The organism is Mannheimia haemolytica (genome assembly GCF_004342115.1).
GTDB lineage: Bacteria > Pseudomonadota > Gammaproteobacteria > Enterobacterales > Pasteurellaceae > Mannheimia > Mannheimia haemolytica.
Map to the genome: position 1 here is coordinate 67,029 of NZ_SMAC01000007.1, position 17,417 is coordinate 84,445.

19 protein-coding genes are annotated in these 17,417 nt (G+C 42.1%); 2 read left to right on the top strand and 17 right to left on the bottom strand.

Annotated elements, in window-relative coordinates:
* Positions 1 to 2 precede the first annotated feature (2 nt).
* Positions 3 to 1,130: a sugar ABC transporter permease gene (locus EDC41_RS03655; protein ID WP_006249611.1), complete on the top strand. Its 1,128-nt coding sequence runs from the start codon at positions 3 to 5 to the stop codon at positions 1,128 to 1,130.
* A gap of 148 nt (positions 1,131 to 1,278) precedes the next feature.
* Here EDC41_RS03655 and EDC41_RS03660 read toward each other — a convergent pair whose 3' ends face one another.
* The 4 genes from EDC41_RS03660 to EDC41_RS03675 all read right to left on the bottom strand — a co-directional run bounded on the left by EDC41_RS03660 (position 1,279) and on the right by EDC41_RS03675 (position 6,913).
* On the bottom strand, positions 1,279 to 3,144 hold the full coding sequence (locus tag EDC41_RS03660) for an SLC13 family permease (RefSeq protein ID WP_006250832.1): 1,866 nt from the start codon (positions 3,142 to 3,144) through the stop codon (positions 1,279 to 1,281).
* Positions 3,145 to 3,283: 139 nt separating this feature from the next.
* Positions 3,284 to 3,799, bottom strand: a complete 516-nt coding sequence (locus tag EDC41_RS03665; protein ID WP_006250833.1) for an MltR family transcriptional regulator — start codon at positions 3,797 to 3,799, stop codon at positions 3,284 to 3,286.
* Between the two features lie 11 nt (positions 3,800 to 3,810).
* Positions 3,811 to 4,950, bottom strand: coding sequence for a mannitol-1-phosphate 5-dehydrogenase (locus EDC41_RS03670; RefSeq protein ID WP_006249827.1), 1,140 nt, complete (start codon positions 4,948 to 4,950; stop codon positions 3,811 to 3,813).
* A 103-nt stretch (positions 4,951 to 5,053) separates the two neighbouring features.
* A complete protein-coding gene (locus EDC41_RS03675) occupies positions 5,054 to 6,913 on the bottom strand; it encodes a PTS mannitol transporter subunit IICBA (protein ID WP_006250834.1) in 1,860 nt (619 codons plus the stop codon).
* A gap of 471 nt (positions 6,914 to 7,384) precedes the next feature.
* On the opposite strand from EDC41_RS03675, the gene EDC41_RS03680 reads away from it, so the two are divergent.
* Positions 7,385 to 7,768, top strand: a complete 384-nt coding sequence (locus EDC41_RS03680) for a hypothetical protein (protein WP_006250835.1) — start codon at positions 7,385 to 7,387, stop codon at positions 7,766 to 7,768.
* A 43-nt stretch (positions 7,769 to 7,811) separates the two neighbouring features.
* On the opposite strand, the gene EDC41_RS03685 is transcribed toward EDC41_RS03680, so the two are convergent.
* The 13 genes from EDC41_RS03685 to EDC41_RS03745 form a co-directional block, all read right to left on the bottom strand.
* Complete coding sequence (locus EDC41_RS03685) at positions 7,812 to 8,747, bottom strand: KpsF/GutQ family sugar-phosphate isomerase (protein ID WP_006249824.1); 936 nt, start codon at positions 8,745 to 8,747, stop codon at positions 7,812 to 7,814.
* A gap of 10 nt (positions 8,748 to 8,757) precedes the next feature.
* Positions 8,758 to 9,555, bottom strand: coding sequence for a glucitol operon DNA-binding transcriptional repressor SrlR (srlR, locus tag EDC41_RS03690; RefSeq protein WP_006249823.1), 798 nt, complete (start codon positions 9,553 to 9,555; stop codon positions 8,758 to 8,760).
* 42 nt (positions 9,556 to 9,597) lie between these two features.
* A complete protein-coding gene (gene hxpB / locus EDC41_RS03695) occupies positions 9,598 to 10,245 on the bottom strand; it encodes a hexitol phosphatase HxpB (RefSeq protein ID WP_020831004.1) in 648 nt (215 codons plus the stop codon).
* A gap of 62 nt (positions 10,246 to 10,307) precedes the next feature.
* Positions 10,308 to 10,688 carry a transcriptional regulator GutM gene (gene gutM / locus EDC41_RS03700; protein WP_006249821.1) on the bottom strand — a complete coding sequence of 127 codons (381 nt, stop codon included), beginning with the start codon at positions 10,686 to 10,688 and terminating at the stop codon, positions 10,308 to 10,310.
* A 168-nt stretch (positions 10,689 to 10,856) separates the two neighbouring features.
* Complete coding sequence (gene srlD, locus EDC41_RS03705) at positions 10,857 to 11,645, bottom strand: sorbitol-6-phosphate dehydrogenase (protein WP_006250837.1); 789 nt, start codon at positions 11,643 to 11,645, stop codon at positions 10,857 to 10,859.
* A gap of 47 nt (positions 11,646 to 11,692) precedes the next feature.
* Positions 11,693 to 12,058, bottom strand: coding sequence for a PTS glucitol/sorbitol transporter subunit IIA (gene srlB / locus EDC41_RS03710; protein ID WP_020831003.1), 366 nt, complete (start codon positions 12,056 to 12,058; stop codon positions 11,693 to 11,695).
* Between the two features lie 77 nt (positions 12,059 to 12,135).
* Positions 12,136 to 13,137 (bottom strand): PTS glucitol/sorbitol transporter subunit IIB, encoded by a 1,002-nt coding sequence (gene srlE / locus EDC41_RS03715; protein WP_006250839.1) that lies wholly within the window; start codon positions 13,135 to 13,137, stop codon positions 12,136 to 12,138.
* Between the two features lie 30 nt (positions 13,138 to 13,167).
* Entirely contained in the window at positions 13,168 to 13,722 is a 555-nt protein-coding gene (srlA, locus tag EDC41_RS03720; protein ID WP_006250840.1) for a PTS glucitol/sorbitol transporter subunit IIC, read from the bottom strand.
* Between the two features lie 236 nt (positions 13,723 to 13,958).
* Complete coding sequence (locus EDC41_RS03725; RefSeq protein WP_006250841.1) at positions 13,959 to 14,267, bottom strand: heavy-metal-associated domain-containing protein; 309 nt, start codon at positions 14,265 to 14,267, stop codon at positions 13,959 to 13,961.
* Between the two features lies 1 nt (position 14,268).
* Positions 14,269 to 14,637, bottom strand: a complete 369-nt coding sequence (locus EDC41_RS03730) for a mercuric transporter MerT family protein (protein WP_062627927.1) — start codon at positions 14,635 to 14,637, stop codon at positions 14,269 to 14,271.
* Positions 14,612 to 15,718: a transglutaminase-like domain-containing protein gene (locus EDC41_RS03735; protein WP_006249753.1), complete on the bottom strand. Its 1,107-nt coding sequence runs from the start codon at positions 15,716 to 15,718 to the stop codon at positions 14,612 to 14,614. The genes EDC41_RS03730 and EDC41_RS03735 overlap by 26 nt, the downstream gene beginning before the upstream one ends.
* Positions 15,719 to 15,957: 239 nt before the next feature.
* A complete protein-coding gene (locus EDC41_RS03740) occupies positions 15,958 to 17,001 on the bottom strand; it encodes a Gfo/Idh/MocA family oxidoreductase (RefSeq protein ID WP_006250843.1) in 1,044 nt (347 codons plus the stop codon).
* Positions 17,002 to 17,104: 103 nt separating this feature from the next.
* Positions 17,105 to 17,389, bottom strand: a complete 285-nt coding sequence (locus EDC41_RS03745) for a hypothetical protein (RefSeq protein WP_006249755.1) — start codon at positions 17,387 to 17,389, stop codon at positions 17,105 to 17,107.
* Positions 17,390 to 17,417 lie beyond the last annotated feature (28 nt).

Consider the following 17,417-nt stretch of genomic DNA (forward strand, 5'->3'; position numbering starts at 1 on the left):
CTATGAATAAGTTAAAATCGATTAATTTACAAGTTTATATTATGCTGATTGCAATTGTTGTGATTATGAGCTTTTTCTCTATTGCAACTGACGGTGCTTATTTAAGTGCCAGAAATATCTCCAACCTGTTACGCCAAACCTCCATTACCGGTATTCTTGCCATCGGTATGGTATTTGTGATTATTTCCGCAGAAATTGATTTATCGGTTGGCTCGCTAATGGGCTTACTCGGTGGATTTGCCGCCATCAGTAATGTATGGTGGGGCTGGCCGCTCTCGTTAACTATTATAGTTACTTTAATTTTAGGCGTCATGCTGGGTGCTTGGAGCGGTTGGTGGGTTGCTTATCAAAAAGTGCCGTCCTTTATTGTAACTCTTGCCGGTATGCTGGCGTTTCGTGGTGTATTGGTCGGCTTAACCAACGGGACAACCGTTTCACCGATTAGCAATGAAATGACAACCATTGGTCAAGGCTATTTGCCTGATATGGTGGGTATGATTTTAGGTACTATCGGGATATTTTGCTTTATTGTTTGGGGTAGCTACCAACGCAAAGCCAGACAAAAACTCAATCTTACTGTGCCTTCTATGTCGAAAGACACGCTGAAATACGGACTAGTTGCAATTATCGTATTAGGTGCGATCTACCTACTCAATGATTACCGTGGTGTGCCATTCCCGGTATTGGTGTTGGTGATTCTAGCCATTGCCGGCACATTCTTGGCCAGAAAAACCGCCTTCGGGCGTCACATTTATGCGATTGGTGGCAACATTGATGCCGCTCGCCTCTCGGGGATTTCAGTTGAAAAAGTCAAACTTGCGATTTTTGCCTTAAACGGCTTATTAGTTGCCATTGCAGGCTTGATTTTAAGCTCACGTCTTGGAGCCGGCGCACCTTCCGCCGGGCAAAATGCCGAATTAGATGCGATTGCCGCCTGCGTGATTGGTGGAGCCAGTTTAGCCGGCGGTATCGGTAGCATTTATGGCGTAGTTATTGGAGCATTTATTATTGCTTTGCTGGATAACGGTATGAGTATGCTTGATGTGCCAACCTTCTGGCAATATATCGTTAAAGGTGGAATTCTACTGCTTGCAGTTTGGGTAGATACCATCAGCAAGAAAAAAGCCTAATTGGATAACAAGCGGTCAATCTCGACTATCCAACGGGAAATCCGGCATAATCGGGCTAAAAATGGGAACTATGTTGCCAGACATACTCAACAATTTTACCGTCAACGTCAGATTACCAAAAATGACCGCTTGTAATTTAGAGGAGTGTTTAGAGCGGAAATAACATCGGAATCACAAACACCGACACCAGCATCACCAGTACAGTAAACGGCACACCAACTTTAACGAAATCAATAAATTTATAGCCTGCCGGTGCTAATACCATCGTATTTACCGGTGAAGAAACCGGCGTCATAAAAGCGGCGGAGGCTGAAACAGCGACCGTCATCACAAAAGGTGCCGGTGAGTAGCCAAGTTGGTTAGCAATCGCAATGGCTATCGGCATAACCAAAATTGCAGTCGCTGTGTTGGAAATAAAAGCACTGATAATCGCTGTTACTACAAATAATACTATTAGAACAAAATGTACATCTAAGCCTTGCATTGCATCAAGTAGAAGCCTAACGGTTAAATCCACACCACCGGTTTTTTGTAAGGCAATAGAAAACGGCATCATCCCCACAATCAACACAATGCTTGGCATATGAATCGAATCATAAGCACTTTTCATATCCACACAGCGGAACTTGCCTAACATTAAGCAGGCAATCAACGCTGCCATCACGTTTGGCACAATGCCGGTAATCATCAGCAACACCATAGTCAGCACTGAGAACAGAGCGTGAGGGGCTTGGCTTAACGCCGGAGGGGCGTTTTTACTTTCTGCCGGATCTCTAAGCAAGAAGAAATCTCGATGATCGTCGTCCATACGGTGAATTTGTTGCCATACGCCCATCACCAATAAAATATCGCCGAATTTGAGTGGCGTATCGAGCAGTTCCTCTTGTATGATTTCATCACCACGTTTTAAGCCGACAATGCTTAAATGGTATCTTGAGCGGAATTTGAGTTCCCGAATAGTTTTACCGATACATTCTGCTTCAGGCATAACCGAAATTTCCGCCATACCCACCGAGCGATATTGTGAGGAAAAGTATTCGCCTTTTAGCTCAATCGGGCGAAGTTTGAGCTGTTCACAGCGTTGTTGGTAAGTTTCATCATCGAGGGCAGTATCAAGCAGTAAAATATCTTTCGGCTGGAAAATTTCGTTTACCGAGGCACTGACGGTAATTTTTCTAAACCGCTTAGTGCGTTGAATTGCAATGATGTTTAGCCCTTGCTCAATCCGTAAATTCAGTTGCCCGATAGATTTGCCGACACAGTCTGAATCTGCTTCCACCAGCACCATTTTGGCTCGCTCTTTAAGTTGATACTCTTCAATTAACTGCGACATTGAAAATTTTTGAGCCTGACTGTGAGTATTGCTTTGCTCACCATTATCCAACCAACGGCGGGCAATCAGCATATAGCCGATGCCCATCACTAAAATAATTAATCCAATCGGAGTAAAACTGAAGAAATTGAAGCCTTCAAAACCTGATTTTACTAATTCGGAATGAGCAACAAGGTTGGGTGGTGTGGCAATTAAGGTCATCATACCGCTGATAAGTCCGGCAACACTTAACGGCATCATTAACCGGCGAGGAGAAATTCCCATTCCCGAGCAAATGGCAAGCACCACCGGAATGAAAATCGCCACAATGCCGGTGGAACTCATAAAAGATCCAAGCCCGGCAATACAGAGCATTAGCAGCACCAGCACTTTGGTTTCGCTCGCTCCCGACACCCGCATCAACCAATCGCTGACTTGGTTCGCCACGCCGGTTCGCACCAAACCTTCTCCGACAATAAAGAGCAACGCAATCAGCACCACGTTTGGGTCACTTAAGCCTGCCAACACTTCTTTGACTGATAAAATATTAGTCAGGCTAAAAAACAGCATTACAATTAAGGCAACCACGTCCATACGCAACTTGTTTTGGATAAATTGCCAAATCGCAAATACCAATAACGCCATTACCCAAAACAGTTCTTGCTTAAGAAAATCCGGCACAAAAGAGAGCAACGATTGCATAACCATATCCTCCAAAATAGTTAGGGATAGATTACACCGCTTTAAGCAAAGAAAAAAGCCGATAAGATCAAAAAGAAAGGAAAAAGCAATCACGTACGGCGTGAATGCTCAGTACAAGCGGTTAGTTTTGACGAAATTTTTACAATGGGCTTTCCACATTCAGTTGTTCGTCAATTTCAGTTACCGCCAAAATCAGGCTTGAACGTACCATTTTTTCCAACCGCATTTGCTGCATTTGAAAGAGCATCGAATCTTTATTCGCTGCACTCGCTTTCATATTCAGCAATTCATTGATAGGCAAAAAATCAATATGGTGCAAATCTTTGGCAAATTTCACTACCGCCGGGTGAGAAAATGCGAACTCGTCTTCTTCCTCATTCAAATGCTGTTTGACTTCAAGGAAAAGCGAGATATCTTCAAACACTTTAGGTGAGATCACCCCCAACCCAAGCAACACTTTTAAACGTACTTCAATGTCAGCCAGCGGTCCTTGATGTTCAAACAAGGAATCCACCACGGATTTTAACGCAAAGTCCGTTTTGCGAAACACTCGTTCAATCAACTGTTCAACCGCTTTGGCAAAGCGTTGATTGGCAATGCTAAGGAAACCACGCAGGGTGGTTTCCTCACTGAGTTTGTCGATGTAATCCATCATAGTGTCAAGAATTATTGATATAATTCCACCACTTGAGCAATGACCGCTTGGTCGGTTAAACCGGTGTATTTTTCCACCGCTGCCGCCACACCGTGATTTGCAATAAATTCGGCAAGTTCGACCGCTTGTGGGTCTTCCTCATTGCGATATTGCAATGCCATCACCACGCCTTTGACCAAGTTTTGATACGGTAAGCCATATTCCAACGTGCCACGCAACGGTTTGATCAAGCGGTCGTTTTCGCTCAGTTTGCGGATTGGCTCACGCCCTACACGGTTTACGTCATCGTTTAAGTACGGGTTGGCAAAACGTTTGAGGATTTTTTCGATATACGCTGAATGGGCTTGTGGGTCGAAGCCGTAACGTTTAATCAGCACAGCACCGCTCTCTTCCATTGTGGCTTTCACCTGAGTTTTGATTTCCTCAATCGCAATCGCCTCTTTAATCCATTTCACGCCCGCTTGTTTGCCCAAGTAGGCACAGATTAAATGCCCGGTGTTCAGGGTGAACAGTTTGCGTTCCACAAACGCCATCAGGTTATCGGTTAATTCCATTCCTTTGATGTTTGGAATGTCACCTTTGAACTGGGTTTGATCCACAATCCACTCGCTGAACTCTTCCACCGTGACTTCCAACGGATCAGCAGGGTTCGGCTCGGCAGGTGGTACAATTCTGTCCACCGCACTATCAACAAAACCAACCACTTTTTCAATTTCTGCTTGCTGCTCGGCAGTTAAATGCTCAAAAATTTTACCTTTAAAGAAAGTTGTGCCACGCACCATATTTTCACAGGCGATAATGTTCAGCGGTTGGGTGTTGCCACTTTCCACACGAGCCACTAACGCTTTGGCGAACAGTGGGGCAATAAAGCCAAGCACATTCGGGCCGACTGCGGTGGTAATTAAATCGGTGTTTTTCACTTGCTCAATCACGGCATTTTCGTCTTTCGAGTTAATTGCCGCAATGTTTTTGACAATTTCCACACGGCTGTCATCGCCCACGATTTTCACGCCGTATTGCTTGTTTTGGTTGATTTGGTCGATTTGAGTTTGGTTAATATCGGCAAAAGTCACGAAAATGCGAGCATCAGCAAGCAATTTGCCGATAAAGCCACGCCCGATATTACCGGCACCAAAATGGAGTGCGTTCATTGATGATTGTTCCTCTATAAAACGTAGGGGCGGGTCCTGTGCCCGCCCTAAATTTTGTAGGATAATGGGCGGGCACAGGACCCGCCCCTACACAACAGGGTGATTATTTAGATAATAATGCTAACACTTTTTCCACGTCATTTGTTGAGGTCAGTGTTTTCATTGCTTGTTCATCGTCCAGTGCGTTGGTAATTGCACTTAAAATTTGGATATGGTCGTTGCCTTTTGCTGCAATACCGACCACCAGTTTCGCCACGCCGTCTTCTTCATCGGTGAAGCGAACGCCGTTCGGGTATTGGCAGACCACGATACCGGTTTTCAGTACGCTGTCTTTGGCATCAGATGTACCGTGTGGCACAGCTAAGCCTTCGCCTAAGTAAGTTGAAACCATTTGCTCACGGGCGAACATTGCATCTACATAGCTTGGTTGAACAAAGCCCGCTTTAACTAACTGCTCACCGGCAAAGCGGATCGCTTCTTCTTTACTGTTAGCTTGTAAGCCTAAAAAGACTTGGGCTACTTGCAATTTTAACCCTTCGGCTTGAGGTTCTTCCACCGGGTTTGCAAAATTTTGTGTATTTTGCACCGCTTGTTGTGGCTGGTGGTTAGCCAGTTTTGCCACTAAGCTGTCATAGAACGCACTGTCTAAGAAGTTAGTGAGCGATAAGTGTTGAGCCGTTGCCACACGTTGTGTTGCACGAGCGGTTAAGTCTTTGTGGGTAATCACCAGTTGTGCGTCTTGCGGTAAGTCGTTGATCGCTAAGTTTTGTACTTCAATGTTTAAACCTGCCGCTTGCACTTTTTTGCGTAACATACTCGCACCCATCGCACTTGAACCCATACCGGCATCACACGCTACATAGATTTTGTTGATGTTACCATTTACTACGCCTTTGCTTTCTGCTTTCATCGCTTGAGTTTGTGCTTGTGCATCTTCCAATGAGGCTTCACCTTTTTGGGTTTTGAGTAAGATTGACGCAATCGCAAAAGTCACGGCACAAGAAAGAATCACGGAGGCAACAACTGCAAAGTGAGCACCCGGTGCGGTCATTGCTAAAATCGCAAAAATAGAACCCGGGGAAGCCGGTGCGATTAAACCGCCACCTAATAATGAGTTGGTTAAAACGCCGGTTGCACCGCCTGCAATCACTGCAAGAATTAAGCGTGGGCTCATTAACACATACGGGAAATAAATTTCGTGAATACCGCCTAAGAAGTGAATGATTGACGCACTACCAGCGGTTTGTTTTGCTGTGCCACGACCAAAGAACATATAGGCAAGCAAGATACCAAAGCCCGGACCCGGGTTCGCTTCAATCAAGAACAGAATAGATTTTCCCACTTCTTGTGCTTGTGCTGTACCCAATGGCGTGAACACACCGTGATTGATCGCATTGTTTAAGAATAGGATTTTCGCCGGTTCAACGATGATAGAGGTTACTGGCAGAAGACCAGCTTCAACCAACGCCCCCACACCTGCACCTAATGCCGCAGAGATTTGGGTGACGATACCTCCAATGAAAGCAAATGAAAGCATTGCCAAAATCATACCGATGATCCCGACCGAGAAGTTGTTTACCAACATCTCAAAACCGCTTTTTACTTTGCCGTCAATCGCTTTATCGAAGGTTTTGATCGCCCAGCCGCCTAATGGACCTACAATCATCGCACCTAAGAACATCGGGATTTCAGAACCCACGATAATACCCATTGTAGTAATCGCACCTACAACCGCACCACGCTCACCACCGACTAATTTACCACCGCTGTAACCGATTAACAGTGGCAGCAAGTAAGTAATCATCGGACCGACCAGTTTAGCAAAAGTCTCGTTCGGCAACCAACCGGTTGGAATAAACAGGGCGGTGATAAAGCCCCACGCAATAAAGGCACCGATATTCGGCATCACCATATTCGATAAGAAACGCCCAAAACCTTGGACTTTCACTTTTAAATTAGACATAGAAACCTCAAAAAAGGAGAGAAAATTAGGGTTGAAAAAATCGTGCTTAAATTAGCACCACTTTCAAAAGTTACAAAAATGTTTCTCTCATAAATGTGAAGTAGATCACATTAAATTTTTTTGGGCATATTTGAAAATGTGATCTATCTCACATTTTTGGAGTAAAGATGGCGTAAGCGTCCTCGCTTGTGCCAAGCATAATTCTATTTTTGCGATCTACATCGAAAAAATAAAATGAATTGCTAACCCTAACTGTTCACCGATATTACTATCAGCATAAACTGCACTTTAGAGGTTCATAATGAGTAGAAAATATAAGTTTTATGAGAAGAGCGGAGCCTATTTTGTTAGTTTTGCAACAGTTTATTGGATTGATCTATTTATTCGAGAAGATTATTTTCAAACCATTATCCAATCATTGAATTATTGTCGAAAACAAAAAGGGATGATTTTTTATATGGCTACTGCATTATGCCAAGCCATATTCATTTATTATTTCAAGCAAAAGACCAAAACCCGTCAGATTTAATAAGAGATTTTAAAACATTTACATCTAAAATGTTGATTCAGCAAATTAAAACAAATCCCCAAGAAAGTAGAAAAGAATGGTTATTATGGATGTTTACTCGGGCAGCTAAACAACGAAATAATGTCAAGCAATACCAACTTTGGCAACATCATAACCAACCGATAACAATCTATTCTCAGAAATTTTTTGATGAAAAGCTAAACTATATTCACAACAACCCTATCGTAAGCGGTTTTGTATGCGAGGCATTTGAATGGAAATATAGCAGTGCAAGAAATTATGCTAACAACTTACCTGTTTTATTAGATATTGATATATGTCAGTGAACGGCACAAGCGTAAACGCTTGCGCCATCGTTACATCTATAAATTAACTAGAGAACTCCATCAATCCCGTTACTTTACCCTCATCATTCACTGCAATTAATGAGTGAATTTTCAGCTCTTTCATTAAATCTTCGGCTTTGGCTAAAAATTCGGTATCGTTAATGGTTTTTGGATTACGGGTCATAATTTCGTCAGCGGTTTTATTTAGGCTCTCCGCCCCGAATTTCGCTAATGTGCGGCGGATATCACCATCGGTAATAATGCCTTCCAATTTATCGTCTTGCATAATTACCGCCACCCCCATACGCCCTTCGTTCATCACAGATAAACATTCGGTAAAGGTGGTGTCTAAGCTGGCGGTTGGCACTTTACGCACCATCACATCTCGCACTCTGTTCAATAATTTACGACCAAGACTGCCACCCGGGTGGTAGCGGGCAAAATCTTCAGGGCGGAAATCACGGGCTTTCATTAGCGCAATGGCTAACGCATCGCCTAAAGCCATCGTTACCAAAGTAGAGCTGGTTGGAGCTAGATTATTCAGGCAGGCTTCACGCTCTACACCAATATTTAAAATCACATCGGCATTTCGCCCAAGTGTGGAGTAAGGATTACCTGTCATCGCAATAATTTTATTGCCGAAATTTTTCAGGCTTGGAATCAGTTTATTCACATCATCAGTTTCACCACTGTTAGAAATCAGAATTACCATATCAATCGGTTTCAGCATTCCCAAATCGCCGTGAAAAGCCTCTGTCGGGTGCAAGAAAAAGCTCGGTGTACCGGTGGAGGCAAAAGTTGCCACCATTTTTTTGCCAACCAGCCCCGATTTTCCAATACCGCCAACAACCACTCGCCCTTGACAAGCGAGTATCATATTTACCACCTCATTAAATTCTTCAGAAAGTCGATGGTTTAGCGTAATAATCTGCTGAGCATAGAGGTTTAACGTTTCTTTTGCACTGTCTAAATGATTCATTTTTACGCCCTTATACAACTAACAGCTCAATCCCTTTCGCTTTAATCTGTTCTCTCATTTCTTGAGATAATCCTTCATCGGTAATGATAGTATGAATTTTTTCTAACCCACACACAATATTCGGACTTTTACGTCCAAACTTACTGGAGTCGGCAAGTAAGACGATTTTATTTGCCGCATCACACATTAGCGAACTGACTTTATATACTTCATTGAAAGTCGTTAATCCAACGTCTAAATCTAGTCCGTCTGTGCCAATAAAGAGTATATCAAAATTTGAACCAATAAAAGCGGATTCAGCAAAATAACCGTGAAATGAAGCTGATTTCTCACGAAATGTACCACCGGAAATCAGTAAGTTATAGGATTTATTGAGTTTCAAAATCTCATTGAAAATAGTTAAACTATTTGTCATTAAAGAGAGGTTATCAAATGCTTTTAAATGGGGGATCATTTGTAACACTGTGCTGCCTGCATCAAAAATAATAGAGTTTCCCTCATTAATTAACTCTGCAGCTTTTTGCCCGATAGCTTGCTTTTGTTGAAGATTAATGCCGGTTTTCTGTGCAAGCGGTTTATCGTCTTTGTCCTCTTTATTGATTTTCTCTTCCCGTTCAAGAATTTCTTCATCAATTAAGACTACACTGCCATAAGTACGCAAGACTTTCTTATCTTCTTCAAGTGAAGTTAAATCTTTACGAATGGTTGCACCAGTTAGCTTAAAATAGTCTGCCAGCACGTCCACTTCGGTTCTACCGTGCTGAGCTAAATAGGCTAAAATTTGCTGTCTTCTTTCAAAAGGTTTCATTGTTCCTCCAATTTAGCAAAGATTGGAGCGAGCTAATCTGTGCTAATGCTGTTTTAATTTTTCAATGACATCTAGTAGCGATGCTATTCTTTTATCGGCAATTGAAAATTTTTCATTTTGATAATCGGTATTCACCAAAAATGTAGTTAAATTAGCGGCTTTGGCGGCAATTAAGCCGGTTACACTGTCCTCAATAACAATACACTCTTGTTTTTCAATGCCTAATTTTTTCACTGCACTCAAATAGACCGCAGGGTGTGGCTTGCCATATTCTTCGTCCATTGCACTGCATCGAATCGGGAAATAATCCCACAGTTTTAAGCGATCAAACACCGCTTTAATCACCACCGGCGGCGATGAGGTTGCAACGGCTAACTTGATCTGATTAGATTTTAAGAAATCCAATAATTCATATAAACCCGTTAATGCTTTGCCGTGTTGTTCAATCGCAGCACAACCGTGTGCCAAAATGGCTTCACTTAATGCTTGGTTGGAAACAGATAACTGAAATTTTTTAATCCAAGTGTCGCTCAACTCATCAATCCGCTTACCTCTGGTGAGTTGTTCGCAATCTTGCTCGGTGATATTAATACCTAAGTCGGCTAATACTGCAATTTGAGCCTCTGCCCATTGGGGTTCTGAATCAATCATTACCCCGTCCATATCAAAGATGACACTATTGATCTGCATATTTATTCTCCATTATCTCATTTTTAACTAAAAAAATATTCAAAATGAAATAAAAAATCGCATTATTTTTGATCTGAGCAACTATATCCGGAAGATATCGCCACTTTTAAGGCAAATTGTGAACGTTTATCGCTTGGAAAGATTTTTTCCGGCACAATTTGATCAAGAGACAAACCAATCACAGACGCTAATTTCTGCGGTCTGGCAAAGACGGAAAATCCTTTCATACAAAGGCTATCTACCACTTTTTTCTCATCATCAAACGCCAACACAATAACCGATTTAGGATTAAAACGACCACTATTACGCCCAACCGTTACTTTGCCTTTCTTACTGATTTCCATAAAGGCTTGGTTAAAGGCTTTAATTTGAAGCCAACCCAAAACGGCTTGTAACAGCCACATTATCATTGCCAATATAATCAGAAGTGTAATTGAATCCATCATTGCTCCTTAATAAAAAGCCACAGAGCCTAAACGTACCTGCGATTTCAAAACAATACGCTTTCCCCTGTGGCATATTAACCGGTGTGGCGAATTAACAAGCGGTTTATTTTAGTCATTTTTTGCAAATTGTTGTAAAAAAATCGACAAATTTGACCGCTTGTTTGCTTAGAACATTACCTGACCACCGGTAATATTAATAGACTGTCCTGTGCAATAAGCTGCCTCTTCGCTGGCATAGAATTTTAAGACATTCAACACATCTTGATAATCACAGCCACGTTTTAAAGGCACTTTATCAATATAAACTTGCTCTACTTCGCTTTCCGGAATGCCGAGTTTTGCCGCATATTGCGGAATTAACGATTGGAACATCGGCGATTTCAATAAATTGCCTAACATTAATGAATGCACGGTAATGCCTTTATCTGCCAAGTCTAATGCTAACGATTGTGTTAAACCAACACCACCAAATTTCGCTGCACTATAACCGGAATTATACTTACTCCCTACTTTACCCGATTTAGAATTAATTTGAATGATACGCCCTTTAATACCGTCACGAATCATTAAGCGGGAGAAGTGTTTTGCGGTTAAGAAATAACCGGTTAAATTCACTTTTACCGACAAATCAAAATCGTTTAAGTTGAAATCCCAAATAGGCGATGCTTTCGCTGTGCCTGCACTGTAAACCAATACATCGGCACGCCCGAATACGGTATCTGTTGCTTTAGCTAGTGCTTCAACGCTTGGTTCATCAGCCGCATCGACTTGCACCCCAATCGCATTTCCTTCGCCTTGTTTGGCATTAATGTCGGCTGCCACTTTTTGTGCATTTTCGCCGTTTGAGTCAGCAACCACCACACGATAACCGGCATCTGCCAAGCCTTCAGATAAAAAAGCTCCAAGTGTTTGACCGCCGCCAACAACGATAGCGACTTTTTTTTCATTGTTCATAATGTATTCCTCTAAATTTTCAATTTGAAATTATTTTTAATCCGTCATTAATCACGCTTGATAATCAAGGTTGAGTTCTCTGTTAAGCCTTGCGGCGGTGTTCCGATAACGTGAACGCTTCCCGGAAATTCCGCATCATTTGCCCCGTCAAAACGGAAGGTAATGTGTCCGAGGGCGGATAAGTTTTCAGATGCAACGCTACCAACTGCCGTAATCGGATAAGCTACGCCATCAAATTCAGCGATATCGCCTACTTCTAAAGGGCTACTTAATTCAGATGGATTATGAATGAAGCAGTAATCTTCTAAATCTGCCGGTGCGCCTTGTTTAAAAGTGATTAACATATCGTCTGTTAATGATTCCTGAGCAAAATTCCCGATTTTGGTAAAGGTCGTTTGATAAATAATCGTCATATAAATGTTCTCTCGTTTTGACAAGCGGTGCATTTTGCAAAAAATTTTTCAAATTCCACCGCTTGTATCGTGGTTAATTATTGGTAGATGAATGCGGAAACTGCCCACGCAATCAGCACGGTTGGTGCACCGGTTAAGAAACGGCTGACTAATACTGACGGTACACCCACCCGTACGGTATCTTGTTTTGCTTCCGCCATTGAAAGACCCACAGGAATAAAATCACAAGCGGCTTGAGCATTAATAGCAAAGAGTGCCGGCAGTGCTAAATGTGGCGGAATATTGCCTAAACCGATTTGCGTACCGACTAACACGCCGATAACTTGTGCAATCACGGTTCCCGGCCCTAAGAATGGGGAAAGGAGAGGGAAGGAACAAATCAACGCCAGTGTAACTAAACCGATTGGGCTGTTTGCCAGAGGGGTCAAGCCGTGGGCAATCACATCACCTAAACCTGACGCAATGATGATCCCGATTAACGCAGAAACAAATGCCATAAACGGTAAAATGGTTTTAAGCACCGTATCAATAGTGTCTCGTCCGGCTTGGAAGAATAACGCCGCCACCGATCCCATTCCCATACCGATTTTTGCTAATAAACCATCACTTTGTTCGGTGATTTTTTTGCTGGAGTCATACTCTTTTGCCGTTGCTGTCGTTGATGAAGTTGGTTTTGCTTGCTCTGTTGCCACAGGCACACTTCCATCGGCATCAATTAAGCGAATATTGTTTTCTTTCACCGCTGAAACATAAATATCTTCCACAATAAATTCTGCTAAAGGGCCGGATTTACCGGTGGAGTGAATGTTAATGGTTGGAATACGGCGTTTTGGGTAAAGCCCACAGCGTAATACCCCACCGCAATCAATAATCGCAATCCCGATTTCTTCTGCCAGCGGTTCGCCTTCTTTAAAACCATCAACCGCTTCCCAGCCGGTTAATTCCACCAATTTATTAACAATCGCAGGGCGAGTGCCGCCGGTCATATAAAGCACTTTTTTGCCTTCCACAACAGGTAATGTTAATGGACCACCCCAACCACCGTTGCCTTTTTCAATGTAAATCGCTTTGTTGCTCATAATCTATTCCTCTGTATTTCAGTTACTTGGTTAGTGGGATAAATGTACTTCTCTATCTAAGGTGATCCCCATTCGTTTTTCAAAGAATGCGGTGGTGAAGTCTGTTATCCAGCCACGGAAGAAATTGGTAAACATACCGACTAATAAATAACTGATGGCTAAAGGCCCAAGTGGTAAGCCTAAGGTGGTTAAACCGCTGGCAATACCTAAATAAACGAATAATTCACCCGGGTTGATGTGAGGGAATAAGCCGTTCATAGAGTGGCAACTATAAGAGGCTGCGGCGTAGTAGCTTGGTTTGTAACGCTCCGGTAAGAAACGTCCTAAGCTTAATGTCATCGGGTTACAGAAAACGAAAGTGCCGATCACCGGTAAGATCAAATAACGTGAAATAGGGTTTCCGGCACTACGTTGAGCAAGTCGTTCAATCCGATCTTGCCCTACAAATTTAATCAGGGCATTCATTACAACCAATAATGAAATTAAGAGTGGCAAAATACCGTTTATCATACCGACTAAGGTTTCACCGCCTTTTTGGAACAGGCCGATAAACCATTCTGCTCCGTGTGTAATTGCTTCAATCATACCGATCTCCGTTTTTCAAAATAAAATATTTTTCTTTCATCTCTGTTATGAGATGTGCAAATAGTAAATTATTTTTATTTTAAAAACTGTGACAGCGATCACAAAATGAGAAACAACTTTCAAAATAAATTATTTTTTCATTTTAAATCAAAACAAAAGTGAAGTTTGAATATTAGATGGGGAAAAAAGGAAGGCTAAATTAAAAAAGCTCAAACAATAATGTTTGAGCTTTGGTTTTATTCAATGACTTTTGCAGTATATTTGAGGTTTCCGACCGCTTGTATCAGGGCTTGGTCATCCACACTTTCTTTTACCACCACAGTCGCTTTTCGCTCTTTCATTGAGGCTTTGGTGGAAATCACACCTTCTACTGCTCGTAGTTCTTTATTGACTAAATAAACGCAGAGCTGGCAGTACATTTCCGGAATATGGAGGACGACGGTTTTCTCTGCTTGTTTCGTTTCAATTTGAGCTGTTTTTTCTTGTGCGTAGCTTGAATGAACCAAACCAAAAGCCAACAGCATCGTTGCGATATATTTTTTCATTTTATTCTCCTCTCCACATTTCCAAAATGTAAGGCAATACATAAGGGTAAGTTAAAAAGAACATCACCACCACAGAAACTACCCAATACAAAATGACCAGGGTTCTGCGGGAGAAGTATTTGGTGCAGATGATTTTGTTGGAAAAATTCAGCAACCAGAAGCCATAGCCAAACGCAGCGAGCGAAATCAGCAACATCGGCAGTTGTAGAAACTCCAGTTGGTTTAGCTCCATCAACCAAGGGGAAGAGATGCCAAACACTAAATAAACCAGTGGTCCAATACAACAGAATGTGGAGGTCACCGCCGACACTATGGCGGTCACGCACATTGTGATAAATTTATGGTTATAACTCTTTAGAGATGAATTCATAGCCAAATTCTTTCGCCTCAAACGAGTTTAACGGGTCACCACCTACCTCAGCATAAGGGTAGCCAAAGTTATTCAGTGGTGTAAGTTCCGGTTGTGGATATAAATCGAAATCACGTCCGTGATTGAAGCCTACCCAGTTCATTTCCCAGTTGCCGAATAAGTATTTCGAGACCGCTTGAACATCAGCATCATCCACGTCTTTTTTCTCGGCTAAACGCATTTTAGCGACATCGGCAGAATCTACAGGCACCCAGCCGAAGCCTGCTAAATAGAACTCTGCACGGCAGTGCTGCCCGCCGCTTTCATTCGCCACGCCATCTTTTGAGCTACCAAATGCGGTTTTGGAATATTGCCCCATTTTTACCGCTTGCCCTAAACGAATACCAAACACTTCACGAGCAGGAATGTTAGAGGCACGAGCAAGTGCTACAAACACCGAGTTGATGTCGGTACATTTACCTTTTAGCACTTTGGTGGTGAGAATTTTCTCCACATCGCCATCGCCACAGCCTAGCACCGAGTTATCACGTTCCATATTATCAACAATCCACTTGTGGATAAGTTCCGCTTTTTTCAACGGATTTTGCTCGTTACCCACAATTTTATCGGCATATTCTTTCACAATACCGTCTGTTTTAATGTGAGCCGTTGGTTTTAAATACTCCAATACATCAACAGAATAAGTGATTTTCTCCGGCATTTGGTAATTTGCCAACGCCCCTTGAGCCATAGGCTCACGATCTTGGGTTTGGATCACCATTTTCACTTTTAGATCACGCTTTGGTGCATCAGTATCCCAAGTGGCAAACAAGGTTTTTGCACCATAAGCGTTATTTTCTGTGATATAGGCGTTTTTGTAACTTCCCTCAAACTCTATCGATTTTACCGTTTGATAATCGGTATCAGACGGCAACGGAATCCACAAATTAGTTGTTCCTTTCGAGCCTTGTGGCACAACTAAATCATAAGATTGCGTAAATTCGTAAGTGTGGGTAGTGGTGTGGAAATTGTTCTGTTGAACAGGAGCAGCAAAAGCCGTCGCACAGCTTGAAGCCACCAAAGAGGCAATAAGTTTATTCATTGAAATGATCCTTATTAGAGTGAAAAAACAGTTAAAACTTAACATATTAAGTATTCTAACTACGGATTGAGGTTGCATATTAGCCAATCGAGATGGGAAAAGCAATGGGGGAGATGATTTTTTAGATAGTGCAAGCGTCCACGCTTGTACTAGAAACAAAGCTAAAATAATCAATAGGCACAAGCGTAAACGCTTGCGCCATCAGAGAGAATAACAATCGGTCAAAAATCCTCAAAATTTTACAAATAGATTTTTTGCCCTAATTTTGCACTTTCAAATACGCTTTCGATCACTTTTAGCACAAAAATGACGTCTTCGAGTTTGATAATTGGCTCAGCATTGTGAGCGATGGCTTGGTACAAATCATCAAACAAGTTTTGATAACTGCCTTCGGCATTTCGATAGGGCTGGCGAACCACATTACCTTCCACTTCAGTGTGTAAAATTCCCCAGTTCTCCTTTTCTTCGATATTCCAATCTTTGCCAATAGGTTGTACGCCATTTTTCAGCAAATCTTCTTGATTATCGGGAGTTTGTTTCAGATAAGAGCCTAATTTTCCGTGTAATACAAATGTCGGGCTTGGTTCACGAGCATATCGGCTGGCTTTCAGCACCACTTTAAAACCGTTAGCATAATAGAGCTGAATATCAAAGTTATCATCAACCAATGCCCCTTCGTGCTGATAACGCACATCAGCATACACCGCCTCCGGCTTCCCGAAAAGATACAAAGCTTGGTCAATTAAATGTACGCCTAAATCATACACTAAACCTGTACCAAGCTCGCCTGATTCTTTCCATACTTTAACATTTTTCTCTTTCGCATAACGGTCAAAACGAATTTCGCAATCTACCAACTCTCCCAGTAAATTTTGCTCCATTAGCGATTTTGCCGTCGCAATATGGCTGTCCCAACGGCGGTTTTGGTACACATAAAGCACCTTTCCTTGCCGCTTTGCAAGTTCCGCCAACTCTTCCGCCTCAGCCACTGTTGCCACTAACGGTTTTTCAACTAAAACGTGTTTGCCTGCAAGCAATGACTCTTTTACCATTGCATAATGGGTTTGATTCGGTGTGGTAATCAGCACTAAATCCACTTCTGGCGTTAAAAGAGCGTTGAAATCCCGCACTGTTTCTGCATTCGGCAACCATTCTGCCGCATTGTTAGAGGTTCGTTCATATACCTTTACAATATTAAAACGAGCATCTTGTTTCAAAAACGGGATATGAAAAACTCGGCTGGAAAAGCCGGCACCTGCGATGGCAATATTGATGGGTTGCATAGACAATCCTCATAAAATTTTGATGTTATCTGCTTAAATAAACAAGCGGTCAAATTTTAGGAAAATTTTGCAAAAAACAGATAAAATACGACCGCTTGTTTAACTAATCATAGGTTTTGCAAACAATATCTTTTTCTTCACAAAACATTTCACTGTGGTTTGCACGGCATTGCTTTTGTACATTTAATTTGGCTCTGCCTCGGCTACTATGTTCACTACGATATTCCTGAGTAAATGGCTTTAGAGTACAAATGTGAACCTCTTTGGAATCAAGTGGATCTGAGACACCAATTATAATCGGCATAGGGATACCGGCTTGCCCCGTAGGAGTAACCGGCACGACACAGCCACTTAATAGTATGCTTAAACTTATTAACCAATAACGCATATTTTTCTCCTTTTAAAATGTATAATAA